24 protein-coding genes are annotated in these 21631 nt (G+C 63.6%); 14 read left to right on the forward strand and 10 right to left on the reverse strand.

The window, feature by feature from the left end; all coding sequences use genetic code 11:
• Window positions 1-96 precede the first annotated feature (96 nt).
• The 8 genes from G3N92_RS16385 (at window position 97) to G3N92_RS16420 (ending at window position 6392) form a co-directional block, all read left to right on the forward strand.
• Complete coding sequence (locus G3N92_RS16385) at window positions 97-672, forward strand: TIGR00645 family protein (RefSeq protein ID WP_206128584.1); 576 nt, start codon at window positions 97-99, stop codon at window positions 670-672.
• Window positions 673-743: 71 nt separating this feature from the next.
• A complete protein-coding gene (locus G3N92_RS16390; RefSeq protein WP_206128585.1) occupies window positions 744-2267 on the forward strand; it encodes a fumarate hydratase in 1524 nt (507 codons plus the stop codon).
• Between the two features lie 174 nt (window positions 2268-2441).
• Window positions 2442-2918 (forward strand): bacterioferritin, encoded by a 477-nt coding sequence (gene bfr / locus G3N92_RS16395; RefSeq protein ID WP_206128586.1) that lies wholly within the window; start codon window positions 2442-2444, stop codon window positions 2916-2918.
• Window positions 2919-2966: 48 nt separating this feature from the next.
• Entirely contained in the window at window positions 2967-3836 is an 870-nt protein-coding gene (murI, locus tag G3N92_RS16400) for a glutamate racemase (protein WP_206128587.1), read from the forward strand.
• A gap of 161 nt (window positions 3837-3997) precedes the next feature.
• Complete coding sequence (locus tag G3N92_RS16405; RefSeq protein WP_206128588.1) at window positions 3998-4234, forward strand: (2Fe-2S)-binding protein; 237 nt, start codon at window positions 3998-4000, stop codon at window positions 4232-4234.
• A 219-nt stretch (window positions 4235-4453) separates the two neighbouring features.
• The gene (locus tag G3N92_RS16410) at window positions 4454-5167 is read left to right on the forward strand and encodes an energy transducer TonB (RefSeq protein WP_206128589.1); all 714 of its coding nucleotides are present in this window, start codon (window positions 4454-4456) and stop codon (window positions 5165-5167) included.
• A 57-nt stretch (window positions 5168-5224) separates the two neighbouring features.
• Entirely contained in the window at window positions 5225-5959 is a 735-nt protein-coding gene (locus G3N92_RS16415; RefSeq protein WP_206128590.1) for a MotA/TolQ/ExbB proton channel family protein, read from the forward strand.
• Between the two features lie 13 nt (window positions 5960-5972).
• Window positions 5973-6392: a biopolymer transporter ExbD gene (locus G3N92_RS16420; RefSeq protein WP_206128591.1), complete on the forward strand. Its 420-nt coding sequence runs from the start codon at window positions 5973-5975 to the stop codon at window positions 6390-6392.
• 352 nt (window positions 6393-6744) lie between these two features.
• On the opposite strand, the gene G3N92_RS16425 is transcribed toward G3N92_RS16420, so the two are convergent.
• On the reverse strand, window positions 6745-7719 hold the full coding sequence (locus G3N92_RS16425) for a LysR family transcriptional regulator (protein WP_206128592.1): 975 nt from the start codon (window positions 7717-7719) through the stop codon (window positions 6745-6747).
• A gap of 112 nt (window positions 7720-7831) precedes the next feature.
• Between G3N92_RS16425 and G3N92_RS16430 the strand changes: the two genes are divergently transcribed.
• The 3 genes from G3N92_RS16430 (at window position 7832) to G3N92_RS16440 (ending at window position 9752) form a co-directional block, all read left to right on the forward strand.
• A complete protein-coding gene (locus G3N92_RS16430; protein WP_206128593.1) occupies window positions 7832-8704 on the forward strand; it encodes a pirin family protein in 873 nt (290 codons plus the stop codon).
• A 111-nt stretch (window positions 8705-8815) separates the two neighbouring features.
• Window positions 8816-9301, forward strand: coding sequence for an SRPBCC family protein (locus tag G3N92_RS16435; protein ID WP_206128594.1), 486 nt, complete (start codon window positions 8816-8818; stop codon window positions 9299-9301).
• A 208-nt stretch (window positions 9302-9509) separates the two neighbouring features.
• On the forward strand, window positions 9510-9752 hold the full coding sequence (locus tag G3N92_RS16440; RefSeq protein ID WP_206128595.1) for a hemin uptake protein HemP: 243 nt from the start codon (window positions 9510-9512) through the stop codon (window positions 9750-9752).
• Between the two features lie 218 nt (window positions 9753-9970).
• On the opposite strand, the gene G3N92_RS16445 is transcribed toward G3N92_RS16440, so the two are convergent.
• The 5 genes from G3N92_RS16445 to uvrB form a co-directional block, all read right to left on the reverse strand.
• The gene (locus tag G3N92_RS16445; RefSeq protein ID WP_206128596.1) at window positions 9971-11371 is read right to left on the reverse strand and encodes a 4Fe-4S binding protein; all 1401 of its coding nucleotides are present in this window, start codon (window positions 11369-11371) and stop codon (window positions 9971-9973) included.
• Window positions 11368-12210, reverse strand: a complete 843-nt coding sequence (locus G3N92_RS16450; RefSeq protein ID WP_206128597.1) for an FTR1 family protein — start codon at window positions 12208-12210, stop codon at window positions 11368-11370. Before G3N92_RS16450 ends, G3N92_RS16445 begins: the two co-directional genes overlap by 4 nt.
• Window positions 12211-12268: 58 nt before the next feature.
• Window positions 12269-12601 (reverse strand): cupredoxin domain-containing protein, encoded by a 333-nt coding sequence (locus G3N92_RS16455; protein WP_206128598.1) that lies wholly within the window; start codon window positions 12599-12601, stop codon window positions 12269-12271.
• Between the two features lie 55 nt (window positions 12602-12656).
• Window positions 12657-13208: an iron transporter gene (locus G3N92_RS16460; RefSeq protein ID WP_206128599.1), complete on the reverse strand. Its 552-nt coding sequence runs from the start codon at window positions 13206-13208 to the stop codon at window positions 12657-12659.
• Window positions 13209-13485: 277 nt separating this feature from the next.
• The gene (gene uvrB, locus G3N92_RS16465) at window positions 13486-15576 is read right to left on the reverse strand and encodes an excinuclease ABC subunit UvrB (protein WP_206128600.1); all 2091 of its coding nucleotides are present in this window, start codon (window positions 15574-15576) and stop codon (window positions 13486-13488) included.
• 324 nt (window positions 15577-15900) lie between these two features.
• Between uvrB and G3N92_RS16470 the strand changes: the two genes are divergently transcribed.
• Window positions 15901-17100 carry an amino acid aminotransferase gene (locus G3N92_RS16470; protein ID WP_206128601.1) on the forward strand — a complete coding sequence of 400 codons (1200 nt, stop codon included), beginning with the start codon at window positions 15901-15903 and terminating at the stop codon, window positions 17098-17100.
• A gap of 130 nt (window positions 17101-17230) precedes the next feature.
• On the opposite strand, the gene G3N92_RS16475 is transcribed toward G3N92_RS16470, so the two are convergent.
• Window positions 17231-18019, reverse strand: coding sequence for a 3-hydroxybutyrate dehydrogenase (locus G3N92_RS16475; RefSeq protein ID WP_206128602.1), 789 nt, complete (start codon window positions 18017-18019; stop codon window positions 17231-17233).
• A gap of 179 nt (window positions 18020-18198) precedes the next feature.
• Here G3N92_RS16475 and G3N92_RS16480 point away from each other — a divergent pair, with 179 nt between their 5' ends.
• Both G3N92_RS16480 and rlmJ read left to right on the forward strand, forming a co-directional pair.
• Window positions 18199-19170: an aldo/keto reductase gene (locus G3N92_RS16480; RefSeq protein ID WP_206128605.1), complete on the forward strand. Its 972-nt coding sequence runs from the start codon at window positions 18199-18201 to the stop codon at window positions 19168-19170.
• Between the two features lie 110 nt (window positions 19171-19280).
• Window positions 19281-20126 carry a 23S rRNA (adenine(2030)-N(6))-methyltransferase RlmJ gene (rlmJ, locus tag G3N92_RS16485; protein ID WP_206128606.1) on the forward strand — a complete coding sequence of 282 codons (846 nt, stop codon included), beginning with the start codon at window positions 19281-19283 and terminating at the stop codon, window positions 20124-20126.
• Between the two features lie 21 nt (window positions 20127-20147).
• Here the strand turns inward: rlmJ and G3N92_RS16490 are convergent, their stop codons facing one another.
• The 3 genes from G3N92_RS16490 to cueR form a co-directional block, all read right to left on the reverse strand.
• A complete protein-coding gene (locus G3N92_RS16490) occupies window positions 20148-20474 on the reverse strand; it encodes a hypothetical protein (protein WP_241014826.1) in 327 nt (108 codons plus the stop codon).
• A 157-nt stretch (window positions 20475-20631) separates the two neighbouring features.
• Window positions 20632-20778, reverse strand: a complete 147-nt coding sequence (locus G3N92_RS16495; RefSeq protein WP_206128603.1) for a DUF3563 family protein — start codon at window positions 20776-20778, stop codon at window positions 20632-20634.
• 225 nt (window positions 20779-21003) lie between these two features.
• Window positions 21004-21402, reverse strand: a complete 399-nt coding sequence (cueR, locus tag G3N92_RS16500; protein ID WP_206128604.1) for a Cu(I)-responsive transcriptional regulator — start codon at window positions 21400-21402, stop codon at window positions 21004-21006.
• Window positions 21403-21631: the final 229 nt, after the last annotated feature.

Genomic DNA, 21631 nt, shown 5'->3' on the forward strand with positions numbered 1-21631 from the left:
CTGCGGCTCGGCGCCGCACCCGCGACGTGCGCGTTACAATAGCGCGCCGTTTTTCAGAATCCACCCACGATACCCGCGACTCCAGGCCGCCTGACCATGTCCGCACGCCAGCCCGTCCCGCCCGCCGCACGCCGCATGAAGCCGCTCCCGGCCCTCATTTTCATGAGCCGCTGGCTGCAGGTGCCGCTCTATCTGGGCCTGATCGTGGCGCAGGCCATCTACGTCTACCTGTTCCTCAAGGAAGTCTGGCACCTGCTCTCGCACGCCGCCTCGCTCGACGAAACCAACGTGATGCTGGCCGTGCTCGGCCTGATCGACGTGGTGATGATCTCGAACCTGCTGATCATGGTGATCGTCGGCGGCTACGAAACCTTCGTCTCGAAGCTCGGCGTGGAAGGCCACCCGGACGAGCCCGAATGGCTCGACCACGTGAACGCGGGCGTGCTGAAGGTCAAGCTGTCGATGGCGCTGATCAGCATCTCCTCGATTCATCTGCTGAAAACCTTCATCGATCCCGACACGCATTCCGAGCGCGCCGTGATGTGGCAGGTGCTGATCCACCTGTCGTTCCTCGTCTCCGCGCTCGTGATGGCCTGGATCGACCGATTGACCACCCAAACGCATCCCAAGCATTTCGACGAGGCGCCGCACGCGTCTCGCGAGCCGGCGTAACACCCGGCCGTGAGCCGGCATCAGACCGGCCGCACCCGTTTCATCACAATAGTCCCCACTGAGTCACAGCCATGACCGTCATCAAGCAGGAAGATCTGATCCAGAGCGTCGCGGATTCGCTCCAGTACATCAGCTACTACCATCCGCTCGACTACATCGAGGCCCTCGGCCGCGCGTACGAGGCCGAGCAAAGCCCGGCCGCCAAGGACGCGATCGCGCAGATCCTCACCAACAGCCGCATGTGCGCCGAAGGCCGCCGCCCGATCTGCCAGGACACCGGCATCGTGACGATCTTCGTCAAGGTCGGCATGGACGTGCGCTGGGAAGGCGCCACCATGGGCGTCACCGACATGATCAACGAAGGCGTGCGCCGCGGTTACACGCACCCCGACAACGTGCTGCGCGCCTCGATCGTCAGCCCGCCGGAAGGCGCCCGCAAGAACACCAAGGACAACACGCCGGCCGTGATCCACTACGAGATCGTGCCGGGCGACAAGGTGGACGTGCAGGTCGCGGCCAAGGGCGGCGGCTCGGAGAACAAGTCCAAGTTCGTGATGCTGAACCCGTCCGACTCGATCGTCGACTGGGTGCTCAAGACCGTGCCGACGATGGGCGCCGGCTGGTGCCCGCCGGGCATGCTCGGGATCGGCATCGGCGGCACCGCCGAGAAGGCGATGCTGATGGCCAAGGAATCGCTGATGGAGTCGATCGACATCCACGACCTGATCAAGCGCGGCCCGAAGGACTGGGCGGAAGAACTGCGCGTCGAGCTGTACGAGAAGGTCAATGCGCTCGGGATCGGCGCGCAGGGCCTGGGCGGCCTGGCCACCGTGCTCGACGTCAAGATCCTGTCGGCCCCGACCCACGCGGCCTCGAAGCCGGTCGCGATGATCCCGAACTGCGCGGCTACGCGTCATGCGCACTTCACGCTCGACGGCTCGGGCGTCGCCCGCCTCGATCCGCCGTCGCTCGACGCCTGGCCGAAGGTCAATTGGGAACCGAACACGGAAACCAGCAAGCGCGTCGATCTGAACACGCTGACGCCGGAAGAAGTGGCCGGCTGGACGCCGGGCCAGACGCTGCTGCTGTCGGGCAAGATGCTGACGGGCCGCGACGCGGCGCACAAGCGCATCGCCGACATGATCGCCAAGGGCGAGCCGCTGCCGGTCGATTTCACGAACCGCGTGATCTATTACGTCGGCCCGGTCGATCCGGTGCGCGACGAGGCAGTCGGCCCGGCAGGCCCGACCACGGCCACCCGCATGGACAAGTTCACCGACATGATGCTGGCGCAGACGGGCCTGATCTCGATGGTCGGCAAGGCCGAGCGCGGCCCGGTGGCGATCGAGGCGATCAAGAAGCACAAGGCCGCCTACCTGATGGCCGTCGGCGGCGCCGCCTACCTGGTGTCGAAGGCGATCCGTCACGCCGAAGTGGTGGCGTTCGAGGATCTCGGCATGGAAGCGATCTACGAGTTCGACGTGGTCGACATGCCGGTGACGGTGGCGGTCGATTCGAGCGGCACTTCGGTGCACCAGACCGGCCCGAAGGAATGGCAGGCGAAGATCGGAAAAATCCCGGTCGCGACGGCATAAAACGACGCTGATTGAGAATGATTTTCAGGCCGGGTTTCAACCCGGCCTTTTTGATTCTTAATCATTCTCATTAAGCCGAAATATTCGAATTTTCAGTGATTTAGCGCTTGGCAATCGCGGTTCGAGCGTTTATCTTTCGTGTCCAGAATCCCACGTTACAGGAAGGAATTGGCCATGCAAGGCGACAAGAAAGTTATCGAGTTTCTCAACGCACAGTTGAAGAACGAACTGACCGCGATCAACCAGTATTTCCTGCATGCGCGCATGTATCGCCACTGGGGTCTCGAGAAGCTCGGCAAGCACGAATACGACGAGTCGATCGGCGAGATGAAGCACGCCGACTGGCTAATCGAACGCATTTTCATGCTCGACGGCCTGCCGAACCTGCAAGATCTGCACAAGCTGCTGGTCGGCGAGGAAACGGAAGAGATCCTCCAGTGCGACCTGAAGCTCGAGTACATCTCGCAAGGCACCTGCAAGGACGCGATCGCCTACTGCGAATCGGTTCGCGATTACGTTTCGCGCGAACTGTTCCAGAAGATCCTCGACGACACCGAAGAGCACATCGACTGGCTGGAAACGCAGATCGACCTGGTCGGCAAGATCGGCATCCAGAACTACCAGCAATCCATGATGGGCTCGCCGGCGTAAGCACGCCGTCGTAATATGGCGGATCGCCATCCGCCGCTTCACCCCGCCATGCCCAGCCCCGACCTCGCGTCAGCATCTTCCACCGCCGCTCCGGTCGGCGTGTTCGATTCCGGGCTGGGCGGCCTCTCGGTACTGCGCGCCGTGCGCGCGCTGCTGCCGGACGAATCGTTCATCTACGTCGCCGATTCACGCCACGCACCTTATGGCGAGCGCGACGACGCCTTCATCGTCGAACGCACGCTCGCCATCGGCGAGTGGCTGGCCGCGCGCGGCACCAAGGCGCTGGTCGTGGCCTGCAACACCGCCACGGCGCAATCGATCGCGGTGGTGCGCGACACGCTGTCGATTCCGCTGGTGGGCGTCGAGCCGGGCATCAAGCCGGCCACGCTGGCCTCGGCCAGCCGTGTCGCCGGCGTGCTCGCCACCGCGGCCACGCTGCGCAGCGCCCGCTTCGCGTCGCTGATCGAACGCTACGCCGCCGATTGCCGCTTCCTGCGCCAGCCGGGCCACGGGCTCGTCGAGGCGATCGAGCGCGGCGACACCGGCTCGCCCGAACTGCGCGCGCTGCTGGCCGGCTATCTCGAACCGATGCTGGCGGCCGGCGCCGACACGCTGGTGCTCGGCTGCACCCACTACCCGTTTCTCGACCAGACGATCCGCGAACTGACGCACGATCGCCTGACGCTCATCGATACGAGCGCGGCCATCGCCCGCCAGCTCGCACGCATCCTCGACGAGCGCGGCCTGCGCGCGCCGGCCGGCACCGTGGCTCAGGCGCCACGCCTGTATTCCACCGACGACGGCCACCGCCTCCAGGCGCTCGCCGCCGCCCTGCTCGGCCTCGAAGCCGCCGCCGAAACGGTCGCGATCCCATCGCCGCGCTGCGCCGACCTCGCCGTTCCGGCCCTCTCCGCCTGAGCCCGCAATCGGGCGCCGCCCGTCTGCTTGGGGGCACGGTCATTTTTTCCCATACCCCTGTTAACCATATGGATTAGTTACAAAAAAGCCGGGGCCGGGCTTGCCAAGGCCGTCAAATATAATGATAATAATTCGCATTAACGTTAGCTACCGCGTTCATCATGATCGTCTGCGTGTGCAAGTCCGTGTCCGACCGAAAGATCCGCGCCTCTCTCGCGGAAGGCGTCGATTCGTTCGACGAGCTGCAGTTCGAGCTCGGCGTCGCCTCCTGCTGCGGCAAGTGCGAAGAGTCGGTGCGCGAGCTGATGGCCGAACACGGCATCTGCGAAAGCCATTGCGGCGTTCCGTCGCACACGCAACCGGCGCCCATCACGTTCTACGAACGCAAGGCGGCCTGAACGGCAGCGACGTTTCCCGTGCGGCTCACGGCCGCGCTTTTCGTATGACCATCCGTCAGCGAGCCTGCAAATCGCTAGCCAGCGGCCATTCGCCAAGGAGCTGTGATGGAATTGCTGATCGGATTCGTAACCACCCTGTGCATTTCGTTGCTGATCTTCCGCAAGTGATGCGTTACTCCGCGGCCGGTGCCCAGTGCACCGCCGCCTAGACTGGCAGACATGCAGGCCTCGACTTCCTTCCCGACCAGCGCCGTTTCGGTCGCGCCTCGTTTCAATCGCCGTGTCGTCAGCGCAGCCGTCATCGTGGTGCTCGCGCATGCGGCACTGATTGCCGGCGCGCTACTGATGCCCGACAAGGATCTGCCCAAGCCTAAGATCGAATCCGCGATGACGGTACAACTGATTTCGGAGCCCGCTCCGAAGCCCGTCGCGGTCGAATCCAAGCCCACGCCGACACCGCCGAAACCCGTACCCAAGCCCACGCCGAAGCCGCGCCCGGTCGTCAAGCCGACGCCCACGCCGCTGCCCGTCGCGCAGGCGCCGTCCACGCACGCGATCGAAGCGCCCACGCCCACACCCGCGCCGCCGACGCCGGCCGCACCGCCCACGCCGCCGGCCCCGCCCGCGCCGCGTCCGACGCTCGAAATCGCGGCGCCGAAGGGTGGCGCCTCGGTGTCGTGCCAGATCGTCAAGCCCGATTACCCGACGCTGTCCAAGCGCCGCGGCGAAACCGGCACGGCGATGGTTCGCTTCGTGACCGACATCGGCGGGCAGATCGGCAGCGTCTCGCTCGCCAAGAGCAGCGGCTTCCAGCGCCTCGACGACGCCGCGCTCGACGCCGCCCGCGCCTCGACCTGCAAGCCGTACAAGCAGGACGGCCAGGCGATGCGGGCCAGCTACACGGTCCCGTTCAATTTCACGCTCGACGATTGATCGTTCGTTCGATCGCAACCCGATTCAGATACACCGGATTCAAACAAAGGAAAGGAAATGCAAAGCTACGGTATCGCGCACGTCTGGGCGCAAGGTGATTTCGTGACGCGCGCCATCGCGATCGCGCTGCTGATCATGTCGGTCCTCTCGTGGCTCGTGATCATCGTCAAGAGCTGGAACGTGGTGCGGCTCGGCCGCCTGACCAAGAACGCCGAGCAGTCGTTCTGGCACTCCGACGAATTCGACAAGGGCGTGCAGAAGCTGCGCGACGCGTCGGCCTCCACGCAGGACAACCCGTTCCTCGCGCTGGCGCTCGCCGGCCAGGAAGCGGCCGAACACCATCAGCAAACGCAACCGCACCTGCACGACCGCATGGACGTGTCGGATTGGGTCACGCGCTGCCTGAAGGACACGATGGACGACGGCGTCGCACGCCTGCAAAGCGGCCTCGCGGTTCTGGCCTCGATCGGCAGCACGGCGCCGTTCGTCGGCCTGTTCGGCACGGTGTGGGGCATCTATCACGCGCTGCTCGTGATCGGCGCCACCGGCCAGACCTCGATCGATCAAGTCGCCGGCCCGGTGGGCGAATCGCTGATCATGACGGCGTTCGGCCTGTTCGTCGCGATTCCGGCGGTGCTCGGCTACAACGCGCTGACGCGTGCGAACAAGGGCGTGGTGACCAAGCTGCGTCGCTTCGCGCACGGCCTGCACGCCTACTTCGTGACGGGTTCGAGCCTCGCCTCGGCCAAGAAGCGCGACGCGATCCGTCTCGCCACCACCCGCGCGAACTGAGCGGAGGCCCACCATGGCAATGAATACCTCGTTCGGCGACGATGACGACGATGGCCTGATGAACGAGATCAACATGACGCCGCTCGTCGACGTCATGCTCGTGCTGCTGATCATCTTCCTCGTCACGCTTCCGGCGATCCATCACGCGGTCAAGATCGATCTGCCGCACGCAAGCAGCCAGAAGGTCGAAGAAAAGCCGAAGACCATCGATCTCGCGATCCAGGCCGACGGCACGGTCATGTGGAACGATCAAGCGGTCAGCAAGGCCGAGCTCGACGCGAAGATCGCCGAAGCCGCGAAGATCGAGCCGCAGCCGGAGCTCCATATCCGCGCCGATCACAAGATCGCCTACGAGAACGTTGCGGAAGTCATGTCGGCGGCGCAGGCCGGCGGCCTGACCAAGCTCGGCTTCGTGACCGAAGCGAAGAAATAAGCGCGTACGGTTCGCGAGCAGTCCGAAGCAATTCCGCTGCTCGCACCACCAAAGGAAAAGGCCTTCATCGAACGATGAAGGCCTTTTTTATTGCGCACGCGGGCGCCTTCGGGCGGCGGGCTCTTCGGCGGCGTCAGGCGCCTGGAGCAACGCAATGCGACACGCCGTGGTCTGCACGGACTTGCGCGTTCTGCCCTATCTGGCTTGCAATATATGCAGCCACCGGATTCGCTCGGAACATCCCTTTGCGAAGTGGGATTTCAATATAGGCCGCGCTGCGGGGGCATTCAAGCCAGCCCCGATTGAATCTCGCGATGACAGGCGGCGCTTCAATGACAAAAGCGATCCGCACTCATGCGGCCGCGGCGGCCCGTTCCGCCTGCTGCTGCTTCTCGCGCTCGGGGCACTGCGGCTCGCGGTAGTCGTTGTCGAGCTTCTCGACCAGAAAATCGACGAACGAGCGCACCGCTGGCGGCATCCCCTGCCGCGACACGAACACCGCGTAGAGCCGCGGCACCGGCAGCGTCCAGCCCGGCATCACCGGCGACAGTTGCCCGGCGCGCAGCGCATTGCCGTACATCATCTCCGGCAGCGCCGCGATACCGACCCCGTCGAGCACCGCTTCGCGAATCGTCATCAGATCCGCCGTGACGAGACGCGGCTCGTGCTCGTGCACATGCCGCGTGCCGTCCGGCGCAATCAGGTTGAACGTGTGACGGCCATCGCCCGAGGGCGTATCGAGCGTCTCGAAGCGCGACAGATCGCCCGGCTCGAGCGGCGGCGCATTCTGGCTCAGCAGGCTCGGCGAACCCACCAGCATCTGCTCGGTGCGCCACAGCGGCCGCACGACGATGTTGGCGTTCTCCGGCGGCTCGGAGCGCACCCGCAACGCGATGTCGATCGAATCCTCGAACAGATCGATCACCTGATTGGTCACGCGCACCTGCACGCGCACTTCCGGATAGCGATGCAGGAATTCGGGCAGCAGCCGCGACATCATGGTTTGCGACAGCGTGACCGGCACGCTGACGCGCACCGTGCCGCGCGGCGAGGCCCGCAACTGCTGCACCGCGTTCATCGCCGCCTGCGCCTCGGCCAGCATCGCCTGGCAATGCTGGTAGAACAGTTGCCCGGCCTCGGTCAGTGCCAGCTTGCGCGTCGAGCGCTGCAACAGGCGCACGCCGAGCGTCGCCTCCAGCTCGGTGAGCCGGCGCGACAGGCGCGACTTCGAAATCCCCAGGACGCGTTCGGCAGCCGAAAACCCGCCATGCTCGACGACCTGCGAGAAATACATCAGGTCGTTCAGATTGTGTGCATCGATATTCATTTCATCGTTCCAATGGCAGAACGATCCATTGCGGATCGCGCGGAATTCAACCGCAGGCCGATCCATATAATAGCCTTTGACTTCACTCAAACGCTCGTAAGGAAAATATCCGATGCCCGTATCGCGCTCGATCCTGCGCGTCTATCCGTCGTTACGGGCGACGGAAGGCGCCGGCTTCCAGGTTCATCGCCCGTTCCCCACCCGTCTGCTCGCGGATTTCGACCCGTTCCTGCTGCTCGACGAGCTCGGCCCCGTCGACTACGCGCCGGGCGCGGCCAAGGGCGCCCCCGATCATCCGCACCGCGGTTTCGAAACCGTCACCTATGTGCTCGATGGCCATTTCCGCCATCGCGATTCCGCCGGCCATACGGGCGAGTTGCGCGCGGGCGACGTGCAATGGATGACGGCCGGCTCGGGGCTGATTCACAGCGAAATGCCCGACCCCGAATTCGCGGCGGCCGGCGGGCGCGTGCACGGCATCCAGCTCTGGGTGAACCTGAAACGCGGCGACAAGCACGTCCGGCCGCGCTATCAGGACGTCGCGTCGTCGGCGCTGCCGAGCGTGGCGTCCGAAGACGGCCTGACACGCATCAAGGTGATCGCGGGCGAGGCGTTCGGCGTGCAAGCCGCTGTCGACACGCATACGCCGCTGCTCTATCTGCACCTGACGCTGCAGCCCGGTGCGCAGGTCGCCGTGCCGGTGCCGTGCGATTTCCGCGTGTTCGCTTACCCGCTGTGCGGCGCGGGCCGCTACGGCGCGAGCCGGCAGGTCAGCGGCCCGCAACAGATGATCGTGTTCGACGACGACGGCGATACGGTCGAGATCGGCGCGGGCGACACGCCGCTCGACGTGCTGCTGCTCGGCGGCCAGCCGATCGGCGAACCGATCGTGCGCTACGGCCCGTTCGTGATGAATACCGAGCAGGAAATTCGCGACGCCGTGGCCGATTACCAGGCCGGCCGCATGGGGTCGATCGCGCACTGAGCCGCGAACCGCCGAGACGCGCCGATCCGGCCCCGGACGGCGCTTCCGAATTCCGTCACAATGATTCCTTCTTGCGGCTCACTGCCGCGCCGACCGAAGGAAACTCCCGCCTTGAATTTTGAACACCTGATCCAGATCAACGCGACGGACAACCCGATGTTGCCGACGCTGACGCGCGAACAACTCTGGGAAGGCCTCGTCCTGCGCGCCGAACAGCCGCAACTGTTCGTGATCGGCCTCGATAGCTGCGACATTCGCGATCGCACCGAAACGACGCTCGAGCGCGAGCTGCATTTCGGCCAGGCGACGATCCGCGATCGCGTCACGTTCACGCCGAATCGGCAGGTCCGCTACGACATCCACGCCGCCAACGGCGAAATCGGCGGCTCGCTGACGATGGCGATCGAGGAGCACGACGACCAGGGGCTGTTCCTGCGCTTCACCTACGCCACCACGCTGCCGGACACGGCCGACACCGAGGATGCCCGCCAAACCCAGGGCATCGTCAAGGAGGCCTACCGCACTTCCGACATCGACACCGTGCGCCTGATCCGCGAATACGCCCAGGGCCGCCGCGATCCCGATCCGCTGCACTGAAGCCCCGCCGGCGGCCCGCTCGCGCGCCGCCGGCCCCTCTGCCTGCTCCGCTGCCTCCGGCCCGTTCCTGGGGCTGTTTTCGCGCCCAATTCCGTCATTCGTCAAAACTATCGATCAAGGCAAATCGATCAAAAAACATCGCTAGTAAATGGGAATAATTATCATTTAGAATTCATTCCATCGACACACCACTGATTGAACAGCCCGAATGACCGAACTTATGCGAACTTCCACACTCAGCCTGCGCCGCACCGGCAGCGCGGCGCCCGGTGGCCGGACGAAAGTTGCGGCTGTCACGAAGTCGGAGAGCACCGACAGCCCGGAGCCGAATCAGCGCGCGGTGTCCAGCGATGCCCTGTTGCAAGGCCGCAAGCACGTCTCGATCATGCATAACGGCGAGACCTATCAGCTTCGCGCCACGCGTCTGGGCAAGCTGATCCTGACGAAGTAAGTACCGAGTATTGTGGGGACCACCTCCCTGAGAGGTGTTGGGCAGTAGCCAGCCGTAACGATTTGCACGCGAGATCTAGACCCCTTCGTGCAACCCTTTTCAAGCAGTCGTTACAGCAAGCCAAGCCATTTTTTTGGTTCTCATACCCAAGCAGCAAAAAGCGACGTGCCTGACGGGCACGTCGCTTTTTTTATGGGCGCGAAAACAATAGAAACGGGTTAGAACACCCAGAACATCAGCCACCAGGCGCTGTCGACGATCGCCAGCGCCAGACCGAAGCCCGCCATGGCGGCGAACCGGCGCGGCCATGCCGCATAACGCCCCGTCACGCGCCAGGCGAGCCACGCGCTCCAGAGGTTCGCGCCGACCAGGATCGCGATCCGCACCGGGGATGCCCAGTCGAGCGGCAGATGCTCGGCGCGCAGCAGCGACAGCGTGGTGGCCGACAGGCCGAGAAACACGCCCGCGCCGGCCAGCGGAATCAGCGCCTGCGTCAGATGATGCAGACGCACGCGCTCGAAGCGGCCGAGCAGCGCCGATGCGCCGGCCAGCACGATCAGCAGCGCCGTGCCGTAGATTAGCCCGGTGCCGACGATGTACGACACCACCAGCCCGCCGTCGAGCCAGGAGAACACGTCGTTCTGATCGGGGTAATGCGTGAGCAGGAACCACGGTGCGTTGGTTTCGAGCGGCCAGGTGATATCGCGGTCGATCAGCCAGCCGGCCAGCCATTGCTTGATCGTCACGAACCACGGGCTGGCGGACCAGTGAAACGCACCGATCGCGATACCGAGAAGGCCGTACAGGATCAGCGCGGTGTCCCAGGCGCTGGCCTGTGCGTCGCCGAGCTCGACCACCTCTTCCGACGGCGATCGCATCGTCAGCGCAATGGCGTCGCGATGGCCGCTGCAACGGCCGCACATATGACACGCCGCCGCGCCCTTCATGTTGCGCAGCGGCACCAGCGGCGCACAGTTGATCGGGATCACGCGATGGCCGTGCTCGCCTTCCGTATAGGAACGGCGCCATGCCGCCTCGTCGACCTTGAAACGCACCGGCGCAAGCCGCGCGAGCAGCGCGAACACACCGTTGACCGGGCACAGATACTTGCACCAGACGCGCTTCTCGCGGCCGTACAGCAGGCCGATCACCATCGCCGCGAAGGTCGAGCCGCCGAGCACCAGCAGCACGGCGCGCGGATATTGATAGACGCTGACCATCTGGCCGTAGATGGTCGTGATGCCGAACGCGACGAACGGCCAGCCGCCCCAGCGCATCCAGCGCGGAATGGCGAGACCGCGGCCGAACTTGCTGGCGAATTCGGCGAGCGCACCCTCCGGGCACAGCACGCCGCACCAGACGCGGCCCAGCATCACCATCGACAGCAGCACGAACGGCCACCAGATGCCCCAGAACACGAACTGCGCCGCGAGCGTCAGGTTGGTCCACAGGTGCGCCGTGTCGTCGGGCAGCGGCGTGAACGCCGGCACGAGGATCAGGAACGCATAGACCAGCACCACCACCCACTGGATGCCGCGGATCCATGCGCCGTGACGCTGCATCCAGTGACCGGCCTCGGTCAACCTGCTCCAGCGCAGGCCGCTCGCCGGCGTGCTCATGCGGCGCGCCCTGCCGCCGCGGCCGGACGGCGCGTCGCGAGCTTCAGCAACCCATACACCACGGCCCAGTACAGCGCGTAGGCCACCAGGTTCGTGAGCGACGGATGCGCGCGATAGCCGGTCAGCGTCGCGACCAGCGAGCCGAACGTGCTCGAATCGTCGAGGATCGCCGAGCTGTCCCACAGCTGCGAGATGCCGAGCGGCAGGATTTCCTTGTCGATCAGCTTGTCGATGCCCGCTTCGAACAGGCCTGCGCCGAGGAACAGCAGCATGATTTCGGTGACGCGGAAGAACAGGCGCCACGAGAAGATCTTGCCGCCCAGTTGCAGCAGATAGAACGTGAACAGCGCGAGCGCCAGGCCGATCGCGACCGCCAGCACCTGGGCGCCGCCCACCTGGCCGCTCTGACCGAAGCCGAGGCCGTACAGGAAAATCACCGTTTCGCTGCCCTCGCGCGCGATGGCCAGCGCCACCAGCACGGCCACGCCCCACCAGTTGGCGGTTTTGGTGGTTTCCTGCAGCGATTGCTCCATGTCGCGCTTGAGCGTGCGCCCGTGCTTCTTCATCCAGAAGACCATCTGCACGATCAGCACGCAGGCGACCAGCACCATGGCGGTCTGGAAATAGTCCTGCGCGTCGCCCGACAGCACCTCGGTGAACCCGACCAGCGCGGCGCCCAGGCCCAGCGCCATCAGCAGGCCAGCGCCCACGCCGACCCACAGATACGGCAGGCCGCGGCGCGCTTCGGCGTCGCCGTTGCGCAGCCACGCATACAGAATGCCGACGACCAAAAGCGCCTCGACGCTTTCGCGCCAGACGATGAAGATGATTTGACCCATCGAGAACCTCCGTGTCCCGGCCGCGGCGGGACGTCCGCGGCCGCACGATAAATCGGAACTACTTCGCGACGATGACGCCTTGCGCCTGCTGATGAAAATCGTCGAAGAACTTGTACTCGCCCGGCGACAGCGGCGCGATCACGACGAACGATTCGGCGCCCGGCGCCAGCACCTTCTCCTTGCGAAGCTGGACGCTTTCGAACTCGACAGCGCCCTTGCCGGAATTGCGGACTTCGATCTTGATGCGCTGCCCGGCCGGCACTTCGATGCGGGCCGGATTGAGCTTGCCGTCGGCCATCTCGAGCTTGAAGGTCGGCAGGTCGGCGGCCTGGGCCGCGGTGCCGACAGTCAGGCCGGCGAGCGCGGCGGCGAAAATCTTGAGGAATGTCATTGCGCTTCTCGTAGAAGGCGGCATCGAAACGATGCCGCCCGGCCGTGGAACCCGATCAGTAACCGCCCTTCTTGCCGATGCCCGCGAACGGGAAATCGTATTCGAGCGTGAACGGCTTGAACCACGGGCCCACGCCCGTTTCCTTGTCGACGTGACGGCCGAACGCCATGTGGCCCATCTGCATCGGCGGCTTGACCGTCAGCGACAGGTGATACTTGCCGGGGCCGGCCAGCTTGACGTTGTCGCCGTAGTGCGGGCCGTCGTTCGCGACCATGCCCATCAGCACGCCCTGCGATTTCCACTTCGCATCGCCCTGCTTGGTCAGCGTGTATTCGACCTGCAGGTACGGCATCCAGTCGCCTTCGGCGAAACCGGTCGGGTTGTTCTTCACCGCGTGGATGTCGGTCTCGAGGTGGATGTCCGAATCCGATGCCTTGCGCATCATGCCTTCCGGCTCCATCGTGATCGGTTGCAGGTAGACCGTGCCCACCTCCATGCCACCCTGGATTTGCTGCTTGCCGATCGGATACTCGGCGGCCGATGCCGACATCGCGAAAAATGCCGCCGCGACGGCGACCCCACAACGGGTGATGGACGAACCGAACATTGAGACTCCTGATTATTATCGTCAGATGAAAAAACGCCGCCCGGCTCCTACCGTGCGACAGAGTAAGCAAGAACGTTAATGCGAACCATTCTCAATAATTGGCGAGTTTAGCATTGAATCGCATGCGAAACAAAGGGGGAATAATTTCAAGCCTTTGACGCGGAAAGGATTTCGGAAGATTTTCGAAGGGGCGACGGAAGCGGGATTCGGTGCGGAAATGGCAGGCATACAGGCACGGATCCGGCCGCGATCATGGCCGGATCCGTGTCGACATCAATCAGCTGGCGCCTTCCAGGCGATCGCCGACATTGGCCCCGAATACGCGCTCGCGCAACACCGCGAGCTGATCGCGCGTTTGCGCGGCCTTCTCGAATTCGAGGTTCTTCGCGTAGTCGGTCATCTGCTTTTCGAGACGCTTGATTTCCTTGGCGAGCTGCTTCTCGGACATATCCTCGAACTTCGCGCGCTGCTGCGCTTCCTTCAGTTCGGCGCGCGCCTCGTCGGCGTTGTAGACGCCATCGATGATGTCCTTGATCCGCTTCACCACGCCGCGCGGCACGATGCCGAGCGCCTCGTTGTGGGCAATCTGCTTGGCCCGGCGGCGTTCGGTTTCGTCGATCGCGCGGCGCATCGAATCGGTAATCTTGTCGCCGTACAGAATCGCCTTGCCGTTCACGTTGCGCGCGGCGCGGCCGATCGTCTGGATCAGCGAGCGCTCGGCGCGCAGGAAACCTTCCTTGTCGGCGTCGAGAATCGCCACCAGCGACACTTCGGGAATATCGAGGCCTTCGCGCAACAGGTTGATCCCCACCAGCACGTCGAACGTGCCGAGACGCAGATCGCGGATGATTTCGACGCGTTCGACCGTGTCGATGTCGCTGTGCAGATAGCGCACCTTGATGCCGTGGTCGGACAGGAATTCGGTCAGTTGCTCGGCCATCCGCTTGGTCAGCGTGGTGATCAACACACGCTCGCCGGCCTTCACGCGCTCGTTGATCTCCGCGAGCACGTCGTCCACCTGGGTCGTGGCCGGCCGCACCTCGATCTCGGGATCGACGAGGCCGGTCGGCCGCACCACCTGCTCGGCCGTCTGGCCCGACACGCGCTGCTCGTAATCGGCCGGCGTGGCCGACACGAACACGACCTGACGCATCTTGCGCTCGAACTCGGGGAACTTCAGCGGGCGATTGTCGAGCGCCGACGGCAAGCGGAAACCGTAGTTGACGAGGTTTTCCTTGCGCGCGCGGTCGCCGTTGTACATGCCGTTCAACTGGCCGATCAGCACGTGCGATTCGTCGAGCAGCATCAGCGCATCGGACGGCAGATAGTCGACCAGCGTCGGCGGCGGCTCGCCGGCCGCTGCGCCCGAGAAATGCCGCGAGTAGTTCTCGATGCCCTTGCAGAAGCCCAGCTCCTGCAGCATTTCGAGATCGAAGCGCGTGCGTTGCTCGAGCCGCTGCGCCTCGACCAGACGATTGTCCGAATGGAAGAACTCGAGCCGCTCGCGCAACTCCTCCTTGATCGTCTCGATCGCGCGCATCACCGTGTCGCGCGGCGTGACGTAGTGCGACGACGGATAAACCGTGAAACGGGGAATTTTCTGACGCACCCGGCCCGTCAGCGGATCGAACAGTTGCAGCGTCTCGACCTCGTCGTCGAACAACTCGACGCGCACCGCCATCTCGGCGTGTTCGGCCGGGAAGATGTCGATGGTGTCGCCGCGCACGCGGAACGTGCCGCGCTGGAAATCCTGCTCGTTGCGCGTGTACTGCATCGCGATCAGCCGCGCGATGACGTCGCGCTGGCCGAGCCGGTCGCCCGCGCGCAGCGTCAGGATCATCTGATGATATTCGGACGGGTTACCGATACCGTAGATCGCCGATACCGTGGCCACGATCACCACGTCGCGCCGTTCCATCAGGCTCTTGGTGGCCGACAGCCGCATCTGCTCGATATGTTCGTTGATCGACGAGTCCTTTTCGATGAACAGGTCGCGCTGCGGCACATAGGCTTCCGGCTGGTAATAGTCGTAGTACGAAACGAAATACTCGACCGCATTGCGCGGAAAGAACTCGCGAAACTCGGCGTAAAGCTGCGCGGCGAGCGTCTTGTTCGGCGCGAACACGATGGCCGGGCGGCCGAGCCGCGCGATGGTGTTTGCCATCGTGAAGGTCTTGCCGGAGCCGGTCACGCCGAGCAGCGTCTGGAACGACAGGCCGTCCTCCACGCCCTCGACGAGCGTGGCGATCGCCGTGGGCTGATCGCCGGCCGGCGGATACGGCTGATAGAGCTGGAATGGCGAACCGTCGAACGTCGCGAATTTGGATTCGTCGAGCTCGGCGTACACATCAGGGGAATGTTCGGACATGGGGCGAGGGCCTGGCCGCGTGCAAAAGAGTATTTTAGCGCTTCGCCCATTCCCGGGCTGACCGTTAGGCGCAGCGGCCATTCCGGGCGGACAGGCTCGGCACGGCCTGCCGCCAAGGTTGGCCAACGCCGGTTTTGCGTAGGATTCCCGCCTTGCCATACCTGCATCCGCCTCCCGGCTTTGGCCGAAATCGCGGCGCAATTCGCTACAATGGCGGGATTCGCTCCGGCAGCCACGGCCCTTGGGCATGCGCCCTCGCCTCGCAGCCCGCCACGCGGGAACCGGACCCCGATTTCATTCCACTACTACTGCTGCGAAATCATCATGTCGCTCTTTTCCGCTGTCGAACTCGCCCCCCGCGACCCGATCCTGGGCCTCAACGAAGCCTTCAACGCCGATACGCGCCCGACCAAGGTGAACCTCGGCGTTGGCGTGTACACCAACGAGGAAGGCAAGATCCCGTTGCTGCGCGCCGTACGCGACGCGGAAAAGGCACGCGTCGAAGCTGGCCTGCCGCGCGGCTACCTGCCGATCGACGGCATCGCCGCGTATGACGCCGCCGTTCAGAAGCTGCTGCTCGGCAACGATTCGCCGCTGATCGCAGCCGGCCGCGTCGTGACGGCGCAAGCCATCGGCGGCACGGGCGCGCTGAAGATCGGCGCGGATTTCCTGCGCACCCTGAACCCGAACGCCAAGGTCGCGATCAGCGATCCGAGCTGGGAAAACCACCGCGCGCTGTTCGAGACGGCAGGTTTCAAGGTCGACGCCTATCCGTACTACGACGCCGCCACCCACGGCGTGAACTTCGACGCCATGCTCGGCGCGCTGAACAGCTACGCCGCCGGCACGATCGTGGTGCTGCATGCGTGCTGCCACAACCCGACCGGCGTCGATCTGACCGAAGCGCAATGGGCGAAGGTCGTCGAAACGGTCAAGGCACGTGAGCTCGTGCCGTTCCTCGACATCGCCTATCAAGGCTTCGGCGAAGACCTCGAAGCCGATTCGGCAGCCGTGCGCCTGTTCGCTGCGGCCGATCTGAACGTGTTCGTATCGTCGTCGTTCTCGAAGTCGTTCTCGCTTTACGGCGAGCGTATCGGCGCGCTGTCGATCATCACCGCGAGCAAGGACGAAGCCACGCGCGTGCTGTCGCAACTGAAGCGCGTGATCCGCACGAACTACTCGAACCCGCCGACCCATGGCGGCGCACTGGTTGCAGCCGTGCTGACCTCGCCGGATCTGTACGCCTCGTGGGTGCAGGAGCTCGGCGAAATGCGCGATCGTATCCGCGCAATGCGCAACGGCCTGGTCGACCGCCTGAAGGCGAGCGGCGTGGATCGCGACTTCAGCTTCATCAATGCCCAGCGCGGCATGTTCTCGTACTCGGGCCTGACGTCGGCGCAAGTCGACCGCCTGCGCGAAGAGTTCGGCATCTATGCAGTCGGCACCGGCCGGATCTGCGTGGCCGCGCTCAACACGCGCAATATCGATGCCGTCGCCAGCGCGATTGCAGCAGTGCTGAAGTAAGTCGTGCGGCTGGCGCGAGAACATCGCACCAGCCCGCTCTGCCCGAAACGCGCTCCATGGAGCGCGTTTTTTATTGGCTACGAAAATCGGAGGCGATCGGGCAGCGGCTGCGGCTCGATCGCTTGCTGGCTTATTGCATGAACCAGCCGTGGCTGACAACGAACGACTGGCCCGTCAGCGCCGCGCTCGGGAACGCCGACAGGAACACCACCGTCTGCGCAACGTCCTGCACCGTGGTGAACACGCCGTCCACCGTGTTGCCGAGCATCACTTTCTTGATGACCTCTTCTTCGCTGATGCCCAGTTCCTTCGCCTGTTCCGGGATCTGCTTGTCGACCAGCGGCGTGCGCACGAAACCCGGGCAGACCACGTGCGAACGCACGTTGTGCTTCGCGCCCTCCTTGGCCAGCACGCGGGCCAGGCCCAGCAGGCCGTGCTTGGCCGTCACGTAGGCCGACTTCAGCGGCGACGCTTCGTGCGAGTGCACCGAGCCCATGTAGATCACCACGCCGCCGCGATCGTCCTTGTACATGTGCTTGAGCGCGGCCTTGGTCGTCAGGAACGCACCGTCCACATGGATCGCCTGCATCTTCTTCCAATCGGAGAACGAATAGTTTTCGATCGGGTTGACGATCTGGATGCCCGCGTTCGACACGAGGATGTCGACCGTGCCGAACTCGGCGGCCACTTTGTCGATGCCGGCGTTCACGGCGTCTTCGTTCGTGACGTCCATCGCTACGCCGATCGCCTTGCCGCCCGCTGCCTTGATCTGCTCGGCCACGGCGTTCGCGCCGTCCTGATTCAGGTCGGCGATCGCCACCGCCGCGCCGGCCTTGGCCAGCTCCAGTGCGATTTCCTTGCCGATGCCGCTTGCGGCGCCCGTGACCACGGCAACCTTGCCGCTCAGTTTCGAATCCATGCCGACGTCTCCCAAATCCAGTAGGTTCCAATGAAATCATGGCCGGACATGGCAAAACAAGCTGGCCATTCGGCCGGTTGTCAGCGCATGTGCGGCGCCGCTATTGTGCATGAAGCGCCCTGCATGCTGGCGGCAAACGGGCTAAGCTAGCCGCTGTTCCGAACAGGAGGAGAGCCATGATGAATTACCGACGCCTGGGCCGATCCGGGCTGCAAGTCAGCGAATTGTCGATCGGGTCGTGGGTCACGTACGGCAACCAGGTCGATCAACACGCCGCGCGCGAATCGCTGGCCGCGGCACGCGACGCCGGCATCAATTTCTTCGATAACGCCGAGGTGTATGCACGCGGCCAATCCGAGGAAATCATGGGCGACGCGTTGAAATCGCTGGGCTGGTCGCGCATCAGCTATGTGGTGTCGACGAAGTTTTTCTGGGGTCTGGCCGAAGCGCCGAACCAGTACCACACGTTGAATCGCAAATACCTGATGGACGCGATCGACGGCTCCCTGCGCCGGCTGAAGCTCGACTATGTCGATCTCGTGTTCTGTCACCGCCCCGATCCGAATACGCCGATCGAGGAGACGGTCTGGGCGATGAGCGACATGATCGCGCGCGGCAAGGCGCTGTATTGGGGCACGTCGGAGTGGAGTGCGGATGAAATTCGCGCGGCTTACGAGATCGCCGAGCGTCATCACCTGCACAAGCCGGTCATGGAGCAGCCACAGTACAATCTGCTGCACCGCCGCCGCGTCGAGCAGGAATACAGCCGGCTCTACGAGGACATCGGCCTGGGCCTCACGACGTGGAGCCCGCTTGCATCGGGCCTCTTGACCGGCAAATATCGAGACGGCGTGCCGGCCGGCAGCCGGGCGGCCGTTCAAGGCTACGATTGGCTGCGCGAGCAGTTGACCGATCCGGCCAAGAATCAGGTTGTTTCGAAGCTGGCTGGTGTTGCCGACGAGCTCGGTTGCACGCTGGCGCAGTTGGCTATCGCCTGGGTTCTGAAGAATCCGAACGTCAGCACGGTCATCACCGGCGCCTCGCGTGTCGAACAGATCGGCGAAAACATGAAGGCGATCGAGGTGGCCGCCCGATTGACGCCCGAGTTGAAGCAGCACATCGAGGAGATTGTCGGCGATCAGGCGCAGTAGGCGCTCTCGCGTACAATAGCCGGCCGCGCGAATTGCAGATGCTGGTGCCCGTGTGGCGCCGGCAAGCCATTCGAGCGGCCGTTTTTGACTCTACTCGCCTCATCCCCGCCATGTTCAGTTATCGCCACGCGTTCCATGCCGGCAACCATGCCGATGTGCTCAAGCACGCCGTCGTCGTCCAGTTGCTTCATTACCTGAACAAGAAAGACAAATCGTATTGGTATATCGACACGCACGCGGGGGCGGGCGTTTATGCGCTCGATGAAGGGTTCGCGGCCAAGACGGCCGAATACGAAACCGGCATTGCCAAGTTGTGGCATGCCGACGATCTGCCTGCGGCATTGTCGGACTACGTCGACGAAATCCGTTCCTGTAATGAGTCTGCCGATCTGCGCTACTACCCAGGCTCACCGTACCTCGCATGGCGCCTGCTGCGCGAGCAGGATCGCATCCGGCTGTTCGAGATGCACAGCACCGAAATCGACGTATTGCGTCACAACTTCCGTGACGCAGGCCGGCGCGCGATGATCTACGCGGCAGATGGCTTCGATGGCCTCAAGGCCTTGCTGCCGCCGCCGCCGCGCCGCGCATTGGTACTCATCGATCCTTCGTACGAGGATAAACGCGATTACGCGCGCACGCTGACTTGCGTCGAGGAAGGGCTGAAGCGCTTCGCCACCGGTTGTTACGCCGTGTGGTATCCGCAGGTCAAGCGCCCCGAGTCGGAGCGCTTTGCCGACCAACTGAAACGTCTGCAAACGACCAACTGGCTGCATCTCACGCTGACAGTCAGCCACGCTCCGGCAGACGGCTTCGGGCTGTACGGCAGCGGGATGTTCATTCTGAACCCACCCTACACGCTTGCTGAATCGATGCGGGAAGCCCTGCCCTATCTCGTCGAGAAACTTGGCCAGGATAGCGGTGCCAAATTTGGCCTGGAGTTGCGCAGCGCGTAAGCAGTCGGCCGCGACATGTCCTTATTGGCGATAGCTCGGCGTAGTGGGCACGCGAATATATGGGGCAACGACAACCGGCACCTGGCCGTTCTGTTGCAGTTCGGCCGGCTGTCGAATCTGTGCAGGCTCGACAATCGGCGCCCGATTCAGAGGCGCCGTCTGCAGCACCGTTCCGGATCGTCCATCATGGATACCCGTTTGCGTGTCGAGCACGACCGGGGGCCGTTCGTCCTGCTTGGCAGGCTGCTTTGCGTTCGCGGCAGAGCTCCAGCCAACCATCGCAATCAGTAGCGCAGCGGCCCATCGAGGCGATCCAAGATCACCGCGCGTCGAAAGCATCTTGTTCATTCCATCCACCCGTTGGATTGACTTTATTTTCAAGACGATACCGCCGGACGGCAACCTCGCGCTACATGGATCGAATCTCAAAAGCAAAAGCCCCGACAGATTCGGGGCTTTTTACATTTTTGCATGCGAACCGCATGCAGCTGAAGTCGAACTCAGCTTACAGCGAGTAGCCGTTCGTTTCGAGCGAGCGAATACGGTGCTCGAGTTGAACGATGTCGCTCGACGATGCCAGATAGGCTTCGCGACGCTCGCGTTCTGCAGACTCAAACCAGTAGCTCAGCTTTTCGACGATGTACGCAACCATGATGCTCTCCAAGGAAGTTTGAGATCCCCCGGCTGACACTGAATCAGGGATATCCCGTATAGGGTTGACCCGGATTATAGCGAGAACGCACCATCTTGCTAATGAAATGCACGAATGGGTTGCATTCCAAAACAGAATGCAACCTGGGAATTTTCCTCAAGCCCTTGATTTAGATGAGAATCGTGCGCACGCGTCAGTTTTGGGGGACACTTTATTTGCACCAATTCAGTGCAAATCGCTATCGGCCAATTGCTCGAGGATCGGGCAATCCGGGCGGTTGTCTCCGTGGCAATGGGCAGCAAGCCTCGACAGGGTATTCCGCATGTCCGTAAGCTCGGCGATCCGTTGGTCGAGCTCGGATACGTGCTCCAAAGCGATCGCCTTGACCTCTGCACTGGCCCGGGAACGATCCTGCCAAAGCGCCAGCAGCTTCCGGACATCGTCGACGAGGAAACCCAGCCTGCGCGCCTGCCGAATGAACTTCAGCAGATGAACCTCGCTCTCGCCGTAAGTACGATAGCCGGCATCGGTTCGCTGCACCGGTTCGATCAGCCCGACGCTTTCGTAGTACCGAATCATCTTTGCGCTGACGCCCGAAGCGCGTGCGGCTTCACCGATATTCACGTCGTTTCTCCTGTCGATAACGGTTGATCGTAGCGCGAGATTTCAAATCTTGCTTGGCCTACGTTCAGGCGCAATTAGCTCAAAAAGGGAGAATTCGGCGCAGAAAAGACAAAACCCCCACTGCCTTGGCAGCGGGGGTTCTGAAGGAGGAAGCCTGACGATTACCTACTTTCACACGGGCAATCCGCACTATCATCGGCGTAGAGTCGTTTCACGGTCCTGTTCGGGA

The sequence above is a fragment of the Burkholderia sp. Ac-20379 genome, from assembly GCF_017104645.1.
Lineage (GTDB): Bacteria > Pseudomonadota > Gammaproteobacteria > Burkholderiales > Burkholderiaceae > Burkholderia.